Origin of the sequence: Paenibacillus sp. GCM10023250, from assembly GCF_042653205.1 — a bacterium.
GTDB lineage: Bacteria > Bacillota > Bacilli > Paenibacillales > Paenibacillaceae > Paenibacillus_Z.
Genome location: NZ_JBHSHY010000009.1, coordinates 77,889 through 95,075, shown reverse-complemented (window position 1 = coordinate 95,075; position 17,187 = coordinate 77,889). Strand labels below are relative to the sequence as shown.

The 17,187-nt window shown below is 58.4% G+C and carries 15 protein-coding genes; 11 read left to right on the top strand and 4 right to left on the bottom strand.

Annotated features, from left to right (window positions below; all coding sequences use genetic code 11):
- The first annotated feature begins 54 nt into the window (after positions 1-54).
- Positions 55-510 (top strand): GNAT family N-acetyltransferase, encoded by a 456-nt coding sequence (locus ACFPB1_RS10240; protein WP_379224832.1) that lies wholly within the window; start codon positions 55-57, stop codon positions 508-510.
- 150 nt (positions 511-660) lie between these two features.
- Here the strand turns inward: ACFPB1_RS10240 and ACFPB1_RS10235 are convergent, their stop codons facing one another.
- Positions 661-1,065, bottom strand: coding sequence for a CBS domain-containing protein (locus tag ACFPB1_RS10235; protein ID WP_379224706.1), 405 nt, complete (start codon positions 1,063-1,065; stop codon positions 661-663).
- Positions 1,066-1,389: 324 nt separating this feature from the next.
- On the opposite strand from ACFPB1_RS10235, the gene ACFPB1_RS10230 reads away from it, so the two are divergent.
- From ACFPB1_RS10230 to ACFPB1_RS10215, 4 genes are all read left to right on the top strand, one after another.
- A complete protein-coding gene (locus tag ACFPB1_RS10230) occupies positions 1,390-1,800 on the top strand; it encodes an RDD family protein (RefSeq protein ID WP_379224704.1) in 411 nt (136 codons plus the stop codon).
- 211 nt (positions 1,801-2,011) lie between these two features.
- Positions 2,012-2,776, top strand: a complete 765-nt coding sequence (locus ACFPB1_RS10225; protein WP_379224702.1) for a YheC/YheD family protein — start codon at positions 2,012-2,014, stop codon at positions 2,774-2,776.
- A gap of 173 nt (positions 2,777-2,949) precedes the next feature.
- On the top strand, positions 2,950-3,738 hold the full coding sequence (locus ACFPB1_RS10220) for a DUF6492 family protein (protein ID WP_379224830.1): 789 nt from the start codon (positions 2,950-2,952) through the stop codon (positions 3,736-3,738).
- A gap of 85 nt (positions 3,739-3,823) precedes the next feature.
- The gene (locus tag ACFPB1_RS10215; RefSeq protein ID WP_379224700.1) at positions 3,824-5,212 is read left to right on the top strand and encodes a sugar phosphate nucleotidyltransferase; all 1,389 of its coding nucleotides are present in this window, start codon (positions 3,824-3,826) and stop codon (positions 5,210-5,212) included.
- Positions 5,213-5,345: 133 nt separating this feature from the next.
- On the opposite strand, the gene ACFPB1_RS10210 is transcribed toward ACFPB1_RS10215, so the two are convergent.
- Entirely contained in the window at positions 5,346-7,139 is a 1,794-nt protein-coding gene (locus tag ACFPB1_RS10210; protein ID WP_379224698.1) for a sensor histidine kinase, read from the bottom strand.
- A gap of 82 nt (positions 7,140-7,221) precedes the next feature.
- Here ACFPB1_RS10210 and ACFPB1_RS10205 point away from each other — a divergent pair, with 82 nt between their 5' ends.
- The 6 genes from ACFPB1_RS10205 to ACFPB1_RS10180 all read left to right on the top strand — a co-directional run bounded on the left by ACFPB1_RS10205 (position 7,222) and on the right by ACFPB1_RS10180 (position 15,391).
- Positions 7,222-8,664 (top strand): response regulator transcription factor, encoded by a 1,443-nt coding sequence (locus ACFPB1_RS10205; protein ID WP_379224696.1) that lies wholly within the window; start codon positions 7,222-7,224, stop codon positions 8,662-8,664.
- A gap of 249 nt (positions 8,665-8,913) precedes the next feature.
- Positions 8,914-10,455: an ABC transporter substrate-binding protein gene (locus ACFPB1_RS10200; protein ID WP_379224694.1), complete on the top strand. Its 1,542-nt coding sequence runs from the start codon at positions 8,914-8,916 to the stop codon at positions 10,453-10,455.
- A gap of 143 nt (positions 10,456-10,598) precedes the next feature.
- Positions 10,599-11,597, top strand: coding sequence for a carbohydrate ABC transporter permease (locus tag ACFPB1_RS10195; protein WP_379224692.1), 999 nt, complete (start codon positions 10,599-10,601; stop codon positions 11,595-11,597).
- On the top strand, positions 11,597-12,436 hold the full coding sequence (locus ACFPB1_RS10190) for a carbohydrate ABC transporter permease (protein WP_379224690.1): 840 nt from the start codon (positions 11,597-11,599) through the stop codon (positions 12,434-12,436). Before ACFPB1_RS10195 ends, ACFPB1_RS10190 begins: the two co-directional genes overlap by 1 nt.
- Before the next feature lie 48 nt (positions 12,437-12,484).
- Entirely contained in the window at positions 12,485-13,960 is a 1,476-nt protein-coding gene (locus ACFPB1_RS10185) for a sulfatase-like hydrolase/transferase (protein ID WP_379224688.1), read from the top strand.
- A 417-nt stretch (positions 13,961-14,377) separates the two neighbouring features.
- A complete protein-coding gene (locus ACFPB1_RS10180; RefSeq protein WP_379224685.1) occupies positions 14,378-15,391 on the top strand; it encodes a polysaccharide deacetylase family protein in 1,014 nt (337 codons plus the stop codon).
- Positions 15,392-15,658: 267 nt separating this feature from the next.
- Here ACFPB1_RS10180 and ACFPB1_RS10175 read toward each other — a convergent pair whose 3' ends face one another.
- The gene (locus ACFPB1_RS10175) at positions 15,659-15,934 is read right to left on the bottom strand and encodes a hypothetical protein (RefSeq protein ID WP_379224683.1); all 276 of its coding nucleotides are present in this window, start codon (positions 15,932-15,934) and stop codon (positions 15,659-15,661) included.
- A 144-nt stretch (positions 15,935-16,078) separates the two neighbouring features.
- Positions 16,079-17,020, bottom strand: coding sequence for a phospho-N-acetylmuramoyl-pentapeptide-transferase (mraY, locus tag ACFPB1_RS10170; protein WP_379224828.1), 942 nt, complete (start codon positions 17,018-17,020; stop codon positions 16,079-16,081).
- Positions 17,021-17,187: the final 167 nt, after the last annotated feature.

Genomic DNA, 17,187 nt, shown 5'->3' with positions numbered 1-17,187 from the left:
TGCGGCGCCGGGCGCAGGCCGCAATCGAGAAACGGAGTGGAACGGAAGATGGACATGAAAATTATCGTCGACGATTTGACCGGCCCGGAGGTGGCCGAGCTGTTGAGCGAGCATCTGCGCAGCATGGCGGCGCAATCGCCGCCGGAGAGCGTGCACGCGCTCGACTTGGACGGGCTGCGCAAGCCCGAAATCACGTTCTGGAGCGCATGGGACGGGAAGCAGCTGCTTGGCTGCGGCGCGCTGAAGGACCTGGGCGGCGGGCATGGCGAGCTGAAATCGATGCGGACGGCGAGCGCGCATCTGCGCAAGGGCGTCGCGCGCGGCATCCTGAATCACATCCTCGCCGAAGCGAAACGGCGCGGCTTTACGCGGCTGAGCCTGGAGACCGGCGCCATGGCCTCGTTCGAGCCGGCGCGGAAGCTGTACGAGAGCTTCGGCTTCGACTATTGCGCGCCGTTCGCGGATTATGGCGAGGACCCGAACAGCGCGTTCATGACGAGGGCGCCGTGAGCGGCGAAGCGGGCGGTGCCGCCTAAGCAACGCAAAATCACCCCCGGGCGGCGAATTTGCCGTTCGGGGGTGAATGCGGTTGTCATGCGCTTACAGCGTGCCGCGCCTGGAGTTTGCCTCATGGCCGTGCGATCGGGTCGTTGTTTGGGATTAATCCGTAATATTCCGGGTGTAGTATTCGATAATATCCTTACGGCGAATAATGCCGAGAAACGAGCGATTGTCGTCGACGACCGGAACGAAGTTCTGGTCGGCCGCCAGCGTGAGCATATCGTCCAAATCGGCGCCGATCGTGACGCATTCGATTTTCATCCGTTTTTTGATGGCGGCGAGGGGGATTTCATGCAAGGTCTCGAAGGTGAGACCGGGCGTTGCTTTCATTTTCCATAATAGATCGCCTTCGGATAGCGTCCCGAAATAGAGGCCGTTCTCGTCCAGGATCGGAATGGCCGTATACTGGCAAGCCTCCAGTTTATCCAAGGCATCTTTCATGGTGGAGGACGTCGTGAGATAAGCGACCTCGTGCTTGGGGTAGAGGAAGGATTGGATGTCCACGTAATCACGCTCCTTTGGTATATTAAAGCATATTTCGCCGCGGGGTGCACGTGGTAGTGAGAGGTAACGGGGCCGCGACTTCGTCCAACCGCCTGTTCAAGGGCCATATTCGGCGTGAAAAAACGGCTGCCGCGTTCGGTGCATGACCGAAGCACAGCCGTAAATGAACCGCTAAATGAACCGCTCATTGAACCGCTAATTGAATCGCTCATTGAATCGCTCATTGAACGTCTTTCGCTCCCTGCCTGCACATACTATACGTGGTATGGGGCAATTGACGAACTTGCAGAATTTGTAAGCGATACGAATGGAGCTGAGACGGACTTGGAGACGAGGGACGCTGCCGGATTCTGGATTCGTTTGGGCGCGGTGCTGCTTGACGCGATTATCGTGGGCATTTCGCTCAGTATCATTTCGTTCTTCTTTACCGGGGAGTTCGGAGAGAAGCAATCCACGGATATGCTCTCGTTCCTGTACAGCCTCCTGCTCCCGGTGCTGTGGAACGGCTACACGATCGGCAAACGAATATGCGGGATTCGCATCGTCAGACTCCGTGACGGGCGGGCGCCGGGGCTGGGAACGATGCTGATGCGGAACGTGGTGGCAGGGCTGGTGTATGTCTTGACGCTGGGAATCGCCATCATCGTGAGCGCGTGCATGGTCGGGCTCCGCGAAGACAAGCGGGCGCTTCATGATCTGATCGCGGGAACGCAGGTCGTCCACGCAGGCCGCTGATTCGCGGACGCTGATCGGCCGCCTATCCGGCAGAAACAGCAAAAGGGCGGCCGCCGGCCTTGCCGGTTCGCGTCGTCTAGCGCATGCCGGCTGCCGCTTCGTCCGTTAGCCTTTCATCGGCTCGATATATAGCGCCTCCCGGGGAATCCGCCGTCACCTTTCCGGAGGGGGATAATAATCTATCTCGAGTCGACGCGAAGGAGAGGATCGGATGCCTGGTAAAGGCGGCAGCAGCATATCGATTAAGAACAAGTGGACCAAAACGAAGTGGCTCTTGGCGGATCGCCGATTGAAATCCTTCGTTCCCAAGACGAAGCCGTATACCCGTTCGTCGCTGAACGCGATGACCGGCCGGTACAAAATGGTGTATTTCAAGCCGACTTCCGGGACGGGGGGCGGCGGCATCGCGCGCATCGTGCGATCCTCCCGGAAGTTCCGGGTCAAGAAAGACGGAAGAACGTTCGAGGTCTCCTCTAAGGCTTCCCTCTACGGCCGGTTGAACAAGATCGCGCGCGGCCGAAGCTATTTGCTTCAGAAGGGCATCTACCTGCAGTCGTCCCGCGGCAGGCCGTTCGACCTGCGGGTCACGATGCAAAAGACGGCAGCGGGCAAGTGGGTGCAGAGCGTCATGTTCGTCAAGCTCGGCAGGAAGAACAAGGTCGTGACCAACTATCATCAGGGCGGCAAGCTGGCGTACATCGAACCGACCTTGCGGCGATCGGGGTATTCCCGGGCGCAGATTAACCGTTATAGGAAGCGGCTGAAATCGATCGGCATGCAAACGGCCCGCTGCTTCGACCGCCATGCCAAACGGTTCAAGGAACTCGGCCTCGACGTGGCGCTGGATCGCGGCGGACGGCTCTGGATTCTCGAAGTGAACACCCGGCCGAACTACTCGGCCTTGAAATCGCTGGGCGACAAGCGCTTCTACCGCACCATCGTCCGTTACGGGAAACAGTACGGAAGATCGAAATGAGCGAGGCGCCGCCCGCCGCGGGCCTGCGCGCGATCCGGAGTTACCGCCGGCGTAATCGGTTAGGACCATCCATATTATTGCAAGCGGGCAGCGCTCCTAGAGTGCTGCCTATTGCTTCTGCACCGCCGATGCATATCATGATCACATTAATCCGTGAACATGGAGATGAAGCGATGCCAGTCAAGATCGATGTGCTCATTCCTGCGATTGCTAAGGATTTACAAACGCTGCCCTATGTCATAGACGCCGTCAGAAAACAGGTGAAGCATCCGATCGGCAGCATCATGATCGTGGCGCCGAACCAGAAACGAATTCGACAGATGTGCAGGCGAAAAGGATGCAGGTTCATTAATGAGAATACTATGCTTCCCATTACGAAGAACAACATTCATTACCGCTCGAAGAAATGGGAGCGGTCAGGCTGGCTGTTCCAGCAGCTGCTGAAAATGAGCGGTGACAAGATCGGTTCCGCGAACTATTTTCTGGCCATCGATGCCGACACCGTGCTGATTCGCCCGCATGCGTTCCGAACCGGGAACAAGGCGGTTTTTTACTGCAGATCGTGGAGCCAGCCCGAATATTTCAGAACGTACAAGAAGCTTCTCGGCAACAAAGCTTCCGCGCCGAAATCTTTCGTGACCCACTACATGTTGTTCGAGAAATCGAAGCTGCGGCAGTTAAAACGTACCATTGCCAAGAAGCATGGCATGCGCTGGTATTCGGCCGTCCTGAGAAAAATGGACAAATCGAAGCAGTTTGCGTTCTCCGAATTCGAAACCTACGGCAACTTCCTGTACGCCCGTAATCCTAGCGGGCTCGTGCTACGTCCCGCGTTAAACAAAAGCCTATCCATGAATATCGCGAACATCACGCCGCAAAGGCTCCGGACGCTGTCGCAGCGGTTCCGTTCGATCTCTTTTCATAAGCGCCGCGGCTATTCGAGAAAGGCGACGAAGCAATGACTCCCTGTCAGGTCAAATGGAAGGGGCCGGTAACAAGAGCTGACGCAAACGCCGGCTCCGAACCTTGCGTGGGGAGGAATGTCACGTGCGCATTGTTCTGCTCAGCGGCGGTTCTGGAAAAAGACTCTGGCCGCTATCCAATGAGAGTCGGTCGAAAATATTTCTAAAGCTGCTGAAGGCGGGAGACGGGGGACGGGAATCCATGATTCAGCGGCTGTGCAGGCAGCTGGAAGAGGCGGGTTTGCTCCCGTCCGCCTCCATTGTCGCTCATCGGAGCCAAGCTGAAATCGTACAGAACCATGTGGGCGAGGGCATTCCTTTTATTCCGGAAACCTATAGAAGGGGAACCTACACGGCTATTGCGTTAGCCGCAAGTTATTTGCATACCAAGCTGAACGCGGACCGGGATGAAATCGTATGCGTGCTGCCGGCCGATCTCTTCGTAGAGCGTGCTTTTTTTGAAGTGCTGCGCAAACTTCCCGAAGTGCTGGCGGAGTCGGGCGCGAGGCTGGCCCTTCTTGGCTCGACGCCGAAGTCTCCTTCCAGTCAATTCGGCTATATCGTGCCGGAGCAAGCGAGCAGGGGTTCGGCGCCCGGGTATAAACCGATCGCGCATTTCGTCGAGAAACCGAATGCCGATCACGCACGCCTGTTGATAAGCGGCGAAGCGATGTGGAACTGCGGCGTGTACGCTTTCTCGCTTTCTTTCATGCTATCCGATCTGAAGAACAGAGGGCTGCCCGAAGCCTATGACGAGCTGACGGCATGCTGCGAGCATTTGCCGGAAGCCAGCTTTGACGTGGAAATCGCGGAGAACACACGGCCAGCGGTGGTGATACCTTACGACGGGCTTTGGCGGGATCTCGGCGATTGGAGCGTGCTTCCGGACTATTTTGAACAACCGGTCATCGGACGCGGGGAGATATCAAGCGACTCCTCCCGCACGCATGTCGTGAACGAACTCGCGCTGCCGATACACGTCATCGGTGCATTGAATATGATCGTTGCCGCGAGCGCAGATGGCATTCTGGTTGCAAGCAAGGACAAAGCCAATCAAATCAAAGCGATACGGAGTTCCAGCCCGAAGCCGATGTACGAGGAGAAACGATGGGGCTCTGTTCGTATAGTGGACCATTCAGCGTCGGATGCCCAATCGGAAACCTTAACGAAAAAAGTAAGCCTGTTGCCGGGGAAGCATACAAGCTACCACTTGCATCAGAGGCGCAAAGAAATCTGGACGATCATTACAGGAACCGGCGAGTTCGTCCTGGACGGGGTCAAGTTCGGCTTTCAAACCGGCGACATTCTGCACATACCAGTTGGCGTGGGGCATGCCGTCAAGGCGGTTACGCAGGTCGAATACATGGTCATCCAAACCGGGACGGGGCTGCTTGAAGAAGACAGCATTCGCCTTGCCATGACCTGGGAGGAGATTCTTCAGCTTTGCGCAGGGGGGAGTCCGCCGTCGGAGTAACCGTGTCGATGATTCTGGAGCAGGCCTCGCGCCGTTTCCCTTCAAAAATAAACCAATCCGGAGGAGCGGGCAACCGTTCCTTTTTGGTGTAACGTTTAACATTCGAATAATAGCCTTATTTCTCTCTTTATCGTTATTTACCCTCGTCCTCGATCGTCAGCTCCACCACCGTCCCTCTTTCCGGCCCGACGGCAAATCGGACGCGCGCGCGCCCGCCGTAGACGAGCGACAAACGCCTGCAAAGATTGTACATGCCCGTGTGCTTCCGGAAGTATGGGGTCGGCTCCCCATCAGCCTGCTCCGGCAGGCGGTTCAGCTGCTCCAGGATATCCAGGCCGATGCCGACGCCGGTATCGGCGATGCGGAAGCGCACCGAGTTCGCCGTTCGCTCGGCGGCGATCGTCAGCGCGAAGCCGTCTTCGGGCAGCGCCGGGCTCCACCCGTATTTCATCGCGTTTTCCACGAACGGCTGTATGCTGAGCCGCATGACCGGCATCTCTAGCAGGGTGGGATCGATTGCCCAGAACGTCCGAACCGCCTTTCCGTTCCGTTGCTCGTGCACGCTCAGAAAATCGCGGATGAACGACAATTCCTCGCGCAGCGGCGCCCAGCCGGCGTCATTGCGTGCCGTGTAACGCATCATCCGAGATACGCGCTGCACCAGATCGCCGACGGCTTCCCCGTTGTGCAGATCGGCGAATGCCTCGATCGTTTCCAGCGTGTTGAAGAAGAAATGCGGGTTGGTCTGCGCCTGCAGTTGCAGCAATTCCTTCTCGCGCTCCCGCAGTTTCGCTTGGTACACCTCGCGTTCCATCCGTTCCAATTCAACCAGCATCCGGTTGTACGTTCGCACGAGAAAGCCGATTTCATCGCCGCCCTGCGGACCGTCTACCGGTTCGTACGTGCCGCGGGACAACTTGCGCATGCCGCCGATGAGTTTGTCGAGCGGACGAAGGAGCACGTTCATCGCCGGGAACGAGATGATGCCGCACAATAGGAGCGCCGATGACGCAATGATCAGCGTCCAGAGCAGCGATTGGCTCACCCCTTGGGAGATGGCCTCCAGCGGGGATACCCAAATCAAGGTCCAGTCCCCGTAGCCGAGCTTTTCCGGTACGGCTTGGTACAGCAGCCGGCCCGATTTCCAGGTAAATGCGCCGGTGTGCTCCGCGAGTTGTGCCGACATTCCGCGCATTAGCGTCTCGTCGATTCGCTGATTGGCGACTATCGCCCCGGTAACCGAGTCGTAGAGCATGATCTGCCCATCTTCTCCGGGAGATCGGCCCGTCATCAGCATGCGGAAGTAGTTTACGCGAATGTCCACCAGCAGCCATGATGTTACCTGCCCGTCGGACAAGTCGATGACGGGACGGATGATCGAGAGAATCTCTTCCGGCTGGCCGAGCAAATAATTCGACGCATGAACGGTGCTCAACGTGGTTGCGCGGATCGCGTCGATGTATGTAAAATACGCGTCGTCGGCAAAGGGATAAAGGTAATTCATGCTTTTCCGCACCGACTGGTACAGCACTTTGCCTTGCACATCCAGATAGAGAATGCCTAGCACCTCGTTATGGGACTGCAGGAACGTCTGCAGCATCGGCTCGAATTCAAGCGAATACCGGGCTTGCTGCACGATGTCGGATCGCGGGGTGCGAATCAGCTTCTGAAAGTTGGGATCGATGAGCAGCGGATCGAGCGACCGATTGATGCCGCTTGTATAGTGATCGATGCCGTCGGCGACCAGCTTCGTATATTGGGACGTAATCTCGGCGGAATGCTTCATGCTCGAGCGGAACATGGCCTGGTACCACCCGATGCTGGCGAGGACCACCGGTACGATGGATAGTGATATCAGCACGAGGAGCAGCTTAAGCTTGAGCGACAGACGGAACATGCCGCCGTCTTGAACCGTCGATTTACGCATTTTTATTCCCACCCCGATTAAATCGATCAATTTACTATGATATACTAGTGTACACGAAAACGTTCAACGGCGGGGGATTGTTATGAAAATTTGCGTTGCCGACGATGAGAAGCAAGTTCGCGAGAGCATTGTCCGCAAGCTGATAGACTGCCATCCGTACGGACAAGTCTTCGATGTCGGGTTCGGGCAAGAGGCTTTCGATTGCGTCGTGGCTGTCCGGCCCGATCTGCTCTTCGTCGATATTCGGATGCCTGAGCTGGACGGATTGTCGATGCTGCGCGCAGTCAAGCGGTTTAGGCCTCAGACGGAGGTCGTCGTGCTGTCCGGTTACGGGGAATTCGATTATGCCCGCACGGCACTGCAAGGGGGAGCACTCGATTATCTGCTCAAGCCGGCGGATCGGAAGCAACTGCGGCGCCTGGTCCGCGACGTGTACGAGCGGCTCTGCAGCCGTTTTGAGGAACAGGTGTCCGCGATGCTCGCCCGCGAGCTAGAGCCTTTCGCCTCGGGCGGCATGTCGCCCGTCGTATGCGGCGCGAACCTGTCGCCTTGGTTCGACGAGCGCGTAGGGAAGACGATTCGCATTGTTGAGCGGCCCGACGCTGAAGCGAGAACAAGGCTGCTGCTGCCGGAAGGCGAGCCGTTCCCTTCGTCCGGAACGGGAAGCGTTATCGGGATAATAGGTTTCGGAGATGGAGAAGCGATCGTGACGGTCGCCTCCGCATCCGCGGAGAATGCCTCGTTTCGGCGCGTGGAAGAGTTCCCGCAGGCTTGGACGGCCGCGTACGGCGACTGGGAGGCGAAACGATTTTTCGGTCCGAAGCAAACGCCGGGCGCGCGGCGCCAGAAGCCGCTTTCCGCATCCGAAGAAGCGGTCCAGGCCCGCCGGCAAGTGCTGCAGGCGGTGTATGACGAGAACCCGCAGCAGCTGGAACAGGCCACGGAGCTGTGGCTACGCGCGCTCGAAGCGATGCGCGTCGATTCCCTTCGCCGTGAATGCGGGAATCTGCTGACGATGCTGGACGACGGCGTGCTCGCGGGGCGGGGATCGGGGCAGCCGTCCGCGGAAGCCGTCCGCCGGCGGACGGCTGTTATCGCCACGACGCGGACTTGGACCGAGCTACGTGGCTGGCTGCGCGATACCTTGTGCGGCTATATGCCAGCGGATCGGGAAGCGCGAGACGCACCGCCGCCGGATGCCTGGGAGGCTGCGATGCGGGTGCTGGAGGATCGGGCGGGGCCGGTCTTGACGCTGGAGGAAGCGGCCGCGCGGGCGGGCATTCACCCGGTCACGTTCAGCCGGTTGTTCAAGCAGCACAACGGCACGAACTTCGTCCGCTATATGGCGCAGCGGCGCATGGACAAAGCGCGGGAGCTGCTGCTGGAAGGCCGTGATTCCGTCACCGCGATCGCGGAGAAGGTTGGCTATGCTGATCTTCGATATTTCAGCAGGTTATTCAAACAGTCGTTCGGCGTGACGCCGGGCAATTACCGCAAGCGCAACGGCAGGTCGCCGCATGTTTAACACTCCAGCTCCGGTTGAGTTATCCGCCGGCGAGGGCTAATAAATTCCTACGCCGCGCTAAATTTTTCCCGATGCGGGCCGCTGCTCCGTGCTCTTATAATGGGGAGCAGAGATCAGCGACAGAGATAGCACATCATTTATTCCGAGTTAATACATCAGAGAAATATGTTATACGCCAGCGACGACCGGACCACCGGAGGAAAGAAGGCGGAACGCAACATCCATCTTTCATCCGAGGAGAATGTCGTCATGAAAAACAAACCACTCGCTATGCTTGCAACAACCGCCGCCGCCATGTTGCTGCTGTCCGGCTGCTCCGGTAACGACGGCAGCCCTGTCAACTCCGCCAACAGCGGCAACGGGGGTAAGGGGCCGACCGTATCCGAGGCATCCGGAGCGAAGCCGGCCGGAGGCGAGAAAGTTACAATCACGTATTGGAGCCGCTGGCCGGAATCGCGCCAGGCCATCGAACAGACGATCCAGCAGTTCGAAGCGGAGTATCCGAATATTCACGTGAATTTACCGGAGATCGTCTCCTCGCAGTACACCGCCCAGCTGCAGGCGGCGATATCGAGCAATAGCCTGCCCGATATTTTCGCTAATGCCAACGCCGCGCCGATCGATCAGTTGAATCGGTTGGGACTCATTCACAATCTCGACGATGTGCTGACGGACGGACGAAGAACGCAATTTTACGAAGGGACGTGGACGGAAGGCTACACGACGCTGGACGGAAGCGTCTACGCGCTGCCGCATTTCACGCCGCGCCGTTACGCCCACGTGCTCTACTACAACAAGGATGTTCTGGAGAAGGCCGGATTGACGGAGAACGACGTGCCTAAGTCATGGGAGGAACTTGTGCGGGCAAGCGGCAAGATCCGGCAAGCCGGAAGCGACGTCTATCCGCTCATCCTCGGTATCAAGACGGACTGGCTCGTTACCGGATACGTCGGGCAGATGGCGACCGCGATCAAGCCGGACGTCGTGCCGAACGACGGGTTCAATTTGAAGACGGGTCAATACGAATTTGATTCGCCGGGTTATGTGGAGTCGATTGAATTCTTAAAGAAGCTGCAGGACGACAAAGTGCTGCACCCAAACAGCCTCGTCATCGATTACCGAGAAGCGTCCAGCTTGTTCGCCGCCGGCAAAGCTGCCTTCATCATCGACGGGACGTTCCTCTCGTCAGAGCTGCAGCAGAACAACAAATTCGAACACTTCGGCGTGGCGCCGCTGCCGACCAAGGACGGCAAGCCCTCCTATTACGCCTTCCAGGGCGAAACCAAGGCGACGGTGCACGTGAGCAAGAACACGAAGCATTATGAGGAAGTTAAGCTGTTTCTGAACTATTACATGGACCACTTCTACGTCAACCAGTTGAAGCTCGGCGTCGAAGGCTCGCCGATTATCAAGCAGAACGAGACGACCCAGGTCGACAATCCGCAGTTCAACCGGGCGCAGGAGATTCAGGATAAGACATTCATCCTGTCGCCGCATCCGTATACGCGCAACAAGGCGGCCGTGCAGGTCAACACGGAGCTGAACGGCAAGAAGCCGAAGGAGACCGTCGGCAAGATCGTCGAAGGGTACCTGACCGGCCAAATCGCGGACGTGAAGAGTCAGCTCGCGCAGCTGAGTGCCGGCTACAACCAGGCGCTTAAGGAATCGATCGAGAAAGCGGACCGGTCCGGACAGCGCATTAGCGCGGACGATTATCGGTTCCCGAACTGGACGCCGTTCACGCCGTATACGAGCGATCTGTACGAGGATTTGCCGAAGTCGCAGCCGTAACAGTATCCATGACGTCAACCGATCGCAACCATCAATTTCAACAAACTAAAGCCGAAGAGGGGCCGGCGAGCTGGCTCCTTCGTTTGTATCGCGCTTTGGCGCTTTGGGACGTAGTTCCGCTACGAAAGGGGTTGAATTGCTTCATGCTTGCTGCCAACGCGCGTGCGGCCGGCGCTACGGCCGGCACGGACCGTCCCGCGGGGACCGTGTCCGGCCGGAAGCGCATCCGTTTCTTGTGGGCGTATCTGTTTATATTGCCGCAGCTGCTGCTGTTCGTCGTATTCACTGTCTATCCGATCGTCATGAGCTACGTGTATTCGTTCTTCGACTGGAGCGGCATCGGGCCGCTCGAGACATTCGTCGGGTGGGCTAATTTCGCCAAGCTGACTGCGGACCCTTCGTTCTGGAACGCCTTTCGCAACAGCCTGATCTATATCGGCGCCACTGCGGTCCTCTTGCTGCCTTCGTCTCTGCTGTTGGCGCTCGTCTTGAACCGATCGCTGTTCCGGGGCAAAGTGGTTTACCGAACGGTCTATTTCCTGCCCGTCGTCACGGCGGCTTCGACGGTGGGCATCCTCATGAAATTTATATTCGGCAACGAGAATGCGTTGGTCAACGAGCTGCTGCAGCGGCTGGGGCTGCTCTCCACTCCCGTCCCGTGGCTCGGACAGGCGGGCACGGCAATGGGCGTGCTCATTCTCGTCGGCTCCTGGAAGTTCTTCGGCATGGTGATGATTTACTGGCTGGCAGGATTGCAATCGCTGCCCGGCGAAGTGTTCGAGGCGGCCAAAATCGACGGCGCGCGCGGCGGGCAGACACTGCTATACGTGACGCTGCCGCTGCTGAAGCCGGTCGCTGCCGTCGTGCTGCTCCTCACCGTCGTCAACAGCATGCATGTGTTCGATCTGGTCAAGACGCTGACGGGGGGCGGACCGTTCTACGCGACGGAGACGGTGGATTTGCATATTTACGATTATGCCTTCAATACGAGCGGATTTCCGCAGATCGGCTACGCGTCCTCGGCTGGCATCGTGTACGGGTTGGCGATCTTCGTGATCACGCTGCTGCTCGGCCTGCTGGTTCGTTCCGCAGGCGGCCGCGGCGGAGTCCTGCCCGGCAGCCCGGAGAGGAGTGTCGGGTGATGAAGCGGCACTTCTCGAAGCGCGGACCCGACGCACTGCTCCATCTGTTCCTGCTGGCGGTCGGTGCGGCATGGGTCTACCCGTTCGTCTGGATGTTCTTCTCCTCGCTGAAGACGAATACCGAATATATCGCCGCCGGCATCCGGCTGCTGCCGGAAGCGGCGCAGTGGGACAACTTCGCCCGCGCATGGCGGGTCGGCCATTTCTCGACCTACTTTCTCAACTCGGCGATCGTGACGGCCGCCACTGTCTTGTTGGTCGTCGTCGTGGCCGCGCTGGCGGGCTACGCGCTGGGGCGTGTGCGTTTCCCTGGCGCGAAATGGCTGCTGCTGGCGTTTACGGCGACGATGTTCATTCCGAAAGGGTACACAATCATTCCGGTGTATCAGATCATCAAGCATCTCGGGCTGCTGAATACGATTCCCGGCGTCATCCTGGCCGAATCGTCCGGCGCCCATGTGCTCTTCATTTTACTGTACGCGGCGCATTTCCGCTCACTGCCCAAGGAGCTGGAGGAATCGGCGGAGATCGACGGCAGCGGATTCTTCCGCACGTTCCGTCAGATCATGCTGCCGCTGTCCATGCCGGTCGTCTCCACGACGGTCATCATGCAGTTCATTTGGACGTGGAACTCGTTTTTCGTTCCGCTCATTTTCACCCTGAACAAGCCTGAGCTTCGGACGCTGGCGGTCGGCATGTTCGCGTTCACCGGGGAGAATACCGTCGATTGGACGGGGATGGCCGCCGGCGCCTCGATCTCTCTGCTTCCCGTCATTCTTGTGTTCATTTTGTTTCAACGCTACTTCATTAACGGCATTGCCGGTTCGGTCAAGGGTTGACCGAACCGGCATCACGGCATCGAATACGACGAAAGAGGAGGTATCGTCATGTCCAAAAGGCCGCATATCCTGATTTTCAATCCCGACCAATGGCGCGCGGACGTCATCGGCCACTTCGGTAATCCGGCGGCGGTCACGCCGAACCTGGATCGCCTCGTGGAGAGCGAAGCGGTATCGTTTCGGGGCGCGTTCTGCCAGAACCCCGTATGCACGCCCAGCCGATGTTCATTCATGAGTGGCTGGTATCCCCATGTCCGCGGTCACCGGACGATGTTCCACATGATGCGGGAGGACGAGCCGGTGCTGCTCAAGACGCTCAAGGACGAAGGATATACGGTATGGTGGGGCGGCAAGAACGATCTCGTCCCCGCCGAGAATGGCTTCGATGCGTATTGCGACGTTAAATACGTGCCGGAGAAACGGCCGCGGCCGGAGACGAACCTGCATGGCGCCGACGGCTGGCGCGGCGATCCCGATGGGGACAATTACTACTCGTTCTACGCCGGAAAGCTGGAGAAGGCGCCGGATGAGAAGGCTTACTACGACGGGGACTGGGCAATGGTGCTCGGCGCGATCGATTTTATCCGCAGTGCGCCGCAGGATCGGCCGATGTGCATTTATTTGCCGCTGCTGTATCCGCATCCGCCGTACGGCGTCGAGGAGCCTTGGTACGGGGCGATCGATCGCGGCAAGCTGCCCGAGCGGACGCCGGCGCCCGACTGGTCGAAGAAGCCGAGCCTCCTGAAAGGCATCTACGACCGGCAGAAGCTGCAGGGCTGGACCGAGGATCGATGGACCGAGCTTCGCGGGACCTACTATGGGATGTGTGCCCGCGTCGATCATCAATTCGGCCTCGTGCTGGACGCGCTAAAGGAGGCGGGCATCTACGATGATACGGCGGTGTTCTTTTTCTCCGATCACGGCGACTTCACCGGCGATTACGGGCTTGTGGAGAAGACGCAGAACACCTTTGAGGATTGTCTGACTAATGTGCCGTTCGTTGTTAAGCCGCCGCGAGGCGTGCCAGTGAAGCCGCGCGTCAGCGAGGCGCTGGTCGAGTTGATTGACTTCCCGGCGACGGTCGAGGCGCTTCTTGAGCTGACGCCCGGCCATACTCACTTTGGCCGTTCGCTGCTGCCGCTGCTGGCCGGTGAGACGGACGAGCACCGCGATGCGGTATTCGCGGAGGGAGGGCGGCTCCACGGCGAGACGCAGGCGATGGAGCTAGAGAGCACGTCGATGAGCTCGCCGAGCGGTCTCTATTGGCCGCGCGTCGGCTTGCAGCAGCAAGAAGGGCCGGAGCATACGAAGGCGGTCATGTGCCGAACGCGCGATTACAAATACGTGCGGCGGTTCTATGAGCCGGATGAGCTCTACGATCTTCGGCGCGATCCGATGGAGGTTGACAACCGGATCGACGATCCGGAGCTGAGGGACGTGCTGGCTGCGCTCAAGGAGCGGTTGTTGACGTTTTATATGGAGACGTCGGACGTCGTGCCATTGAAGACGAACCGGCGGATGTGATGAGGCCGGACGCGCGCTGAGGGTATGATCACAGCAAAAAGGCAGCCGATCGGGGACGATCGGGTGCCTTTCTTGATGTTAAGTTTCATTAATTCAGGCGGTCCGGCAGTCAGCCGGATCGCCTTTTTTGCCCATTCACCGAGAAAGGATGCGCGATTTCGGATGCCCTTCTTAAAGTTTATGGAAACCAGCAACCTCCGACGCGTTTCCTGCGTCGATATACTGACGTTTTCATTTTTGCGGTTCGCCGCGACTACACAACACACACGGGAGCAGTCAGTGATGTCACTTAAGACGAGAATCGGTTTTCTTACATTTTTGCTGCTTGGCTTAACCGCGCTTTGCGTGGTTCTCATCCTCCAGGCCAATCATGGCCGCGTGCCGATCGTGGGGCGCATGTTCCCTGGCGCGGGGAGGGTGATCGGCATCGGTAATCCGGGGGACGCTTCTGCCTTGTACGGCGGGCTGAAGCCCGGTCCCGACGAACCTCATGGCACGTATTACCGGGGCCGCGTGATCGTGCTGATGTACCACGAGGTCGTGCCGGTTCCGCAGGATGCCGGAGCGCTGTCCACCGCCAAGTTCGAGCGCCAGCTCCAGATGATGAAGGCCAACAATTTCCACTGGATCACGATGGATCAATACCGCGGCTTCATCCTGCACGGAGACCCGATCCCCGACAATGCCGTACTGCTGACCTTCGACGACGGGTATGCCTCGTTTTACCAGGATGCGTATCCGATCCTGCGGAAGTACGGGGCGCCTGCGACTAGTTTCCTGATCGTTAGCACGGTGAGCAACCCGCATCACCCGGGGGTGCCTAAGCTGACGTGGGATCAGGTCAGGGAGATGAAACGAAACGGCATTTCGTTTTACAGCCATTCATTTGATTCCCATCTGTACGCGCCTACGGATGCCGGGGGCAAGTATACCATTGCCGCGTTGTCCGGACCGATCTACTTGCCCGACAAAGGCAGACGGGAGACGGAGCAGGAGTACGAGTTGCGTGTGAAGACCGATCTCAAGCAAGCGAATGCCATCCTGGAGCGCGAGCTTGGCGCGCCGAACCATGTGCTGGCATTTCCTTACGGCGCGTTCTCCAAGCCGCTGCTGGCGATTTGCGAGCAGCTCGGCATCGACGTCACATTGACGGTGAAGGATGGCTTGGATCGCCGGTCCCAGAGCAACGGCTTCCGCCTCAATGCCGGCGGCATGCAAAATGATCCCGATCTGCAGCTGGCGCTGATGAAGCATGCGCAGCAGCGGCTGGGGCATGCGCATTTCGACCGGGCGCCCGAACGAAAGCGGCAGGCCTTGTGGACGCTCGCGGCCATGGGCATCGTCGCGGTCCTGTGGACGGAAGCGGCGTACAAGCTCATGCGGGCGAAACGGGCTCGGGGCACCTTTACGCAAAAAAACGGCTTGGCGTAACCGAGTCAAGCTGCGGCGAACGGGATACGAGCATTCCATATCGACGCGAAGGCAGCCGGCGAATTGGAACCGCCTCTCCAGTTGTTCGATGGTGTTTAACCTTTGGGGGGCGGTCCGATTACGTTCGGCTGTTTTTTTATGCAGGAAATCCAAAAAGGTGCCAGCTGAAGCCGGCACCTTATTACGTGGTACGAGAGATCGTTCTGCAGCTGCCGGAGACGGCTTCGGAGACGCTACGCTCCAATACCATTCTTCTTCGCAACTCGATTAGCGCTCTTGCTGGCGAAGCGTGCTCGCGTCCACGTGCTTGTCCTCCGGAGCGTTCGTTCCCGACGCGGCCGACCCGAACATTTGCGCCAGCCCCATGAACAGGATGCGGCAGTCCTCCGCCTCCCATTGCTCCAGCCGAAGCGGCCGCTTATGCTTGTCCGTGAATTTGAAGTCCATTTCGTTGTTGACCGGGTCGTACTCGCTGCGGATCCGTACGCGCTTGCCGCCTTCAAAGTCAATTTCCATCGTAACGCCGTTAATTCCTCTTGCCACTCCTGGTCAACTCCCGTAAACATGTTAAAGACACTGATGCGTATATCACATTCGACGTAAACCGCGTCGTTTCCTCCCTCGTCCGCGAGCTTTCGGCGGCATGTGGATTGCAAGCCTGTCCGAACGGGACGCGCAGCGGCGCGCCTAAAAGGCGAACTTCCACAGCAGCCAGCTGCCGAGCGCGGATGCCCAAGACACGAAACCGAACACCATGACGATCGTATTCTCGCTCCAGCCGTACTTTAACCGAAAATGAAAATGAATCGGCGCCATGCGGAACAAGCGCCGCTTCGTCCGCTTGTAGTACCACACCTGCAGCATGACCGACCATTGTTCGGCCAGGTAGACGGAGAACAAGAGGGGAATGAGCAGCTCTACCTTCTCGATGACCGCCAGGATGGAGAGCGAGCCCCCGATGGCCAGCGATCCGGTATCTCCCATGAACGCTCTGGCGGGAAAAATATTGTAGAAGAAGAGGGCGATCAAGCAGCCGATCATGACCAACGAGAAGGTTCGGACCTCCGGCTTGTCCGAGATGAGAACAAAGAAAAAGTACGTTGGAATCGCGACGTTAATCAGCAATCCGTCCAGCCCGTCCGTAAAATTGATGGCATTCGCAGAACCCACCACGAACAAGGCAAGGACGATAACGTACGCGAAGACGGGCAAGTGGAGCTGAACGCCGTGGAACAGCGGGATGCCGCTCGTCAACCCGAACGAACGGAATAAGACGAATAGCAGCAGGCCCGTACACGCGAATTGCAGCACCAGCTTGGTCCGCCCGGAAATGCCGGATGGATCCTGCCAGGCGGCCTTCTTGAAATCGTCGAGGAACCCGATCGCGCTGAATAAGAGAAACGTCACGCAAAGCAGCGTCGTCAGCGGCGCGGGACGGAATTGCATGCAGGCGGCGACGCCGATCAGCAGGACGAGGCCGGCCATCAACGGCGTTCCCTTCTTCGCGTGATGGTCGGCAGGCAGCTCGGCGCGTATGGGCTGCGTCAGCTCCAGGCGGCGAAGCCCCCATATGAGCAGCGGCGTAACGAAAGCCACGAGCACGAAAGCTAGACCCGCGATCGCCAACATGTCGTTCATGCCAACAACCTCCTTTCCTATCCATTTTATGCATTCAAGATGCGGCCATGCCTCTGCATTCACTCTACCGAAGCTTGGCATCCCATAAAAGAGAAGGTTTATCGGGGGTTATTTCTTATTTTTGCCGCACTTGTTGAATGAACGGACGGGGGAAGAGC

Bases quoted from the DNA above. Each gene is read 5' to 3' on its own strand.
- ACFPB1_RS10240 (WP_379224832.1), top strand. From the start codon at position 55: ATGAAAATTATCGTCGACGATTTGACCGGCCCGGAGGTGGCCGAGCTG.
- ACFPB1_RS10225 (WP_379224702.1), top strand. From the start codon at position 2,012: ATGCCTGGTAAAGGCGGCAGCAGCATATCGATTAAGAACAAGTGGACC.
- ACFPB1_RS10220 (WP_379224830.1), top strand. From the start codon at position 2,950: ATGCCAGTCAAGATCGATGTGCTCATTCCTGCGATTGCTAAGGATTTA.
- ACFPB1_RS10210 (WP_379224698.1), bottom strand. From the start codon at position 7,139: ATGCGTAAATCGACGGTTCAAGACGGCGGCATGTTCCGTCTGTCGCTC.
- ACFPB1_RS10205 (WP_379224696.1), top strand. From the start codon at position 7,222: ATGAAAATTTGCGTTGCCGACGATGAGAAGCAAGTTCGCGAGAGCATT.
- ACFPB1_RS10200 (WP_379224694.1), top strand. From the start codon at position 8,914: ATGAAAAACAAACCACTCGCTATGCTTGCAACAACCGCCGCCGCCATG.
- ACFPB1_RS10195 (WP_379224692.1), top strand. From the start codon at position 10,599: ATGCTTGCTGCCAACGCGCGTGCGGCCGGCGCTACGGCCGGCACGGAC.
- ACFPB1_RS10190 (WP_379224690.1), top strand. From the start codon at position 11,597: ATGAAGCGGCACTTCTCGAAGCGCGGACCCGACGCACTGCTCCATCTG.
- ACFPB1_RS10185 (WP_379224688.1), top strand. From the start codon at position 12,485: ATGTCCAAAAGGCCGCATATCCTGATTTTCAATCCCGACCAATGGCGC.
- mraY (WP_379224828.1), bottom strand. From the start codon at position 17,020: ATGTTGGCGATCGCGGGTCTAGCTTTCGTGCTCGTGGCTTTCGTTACG.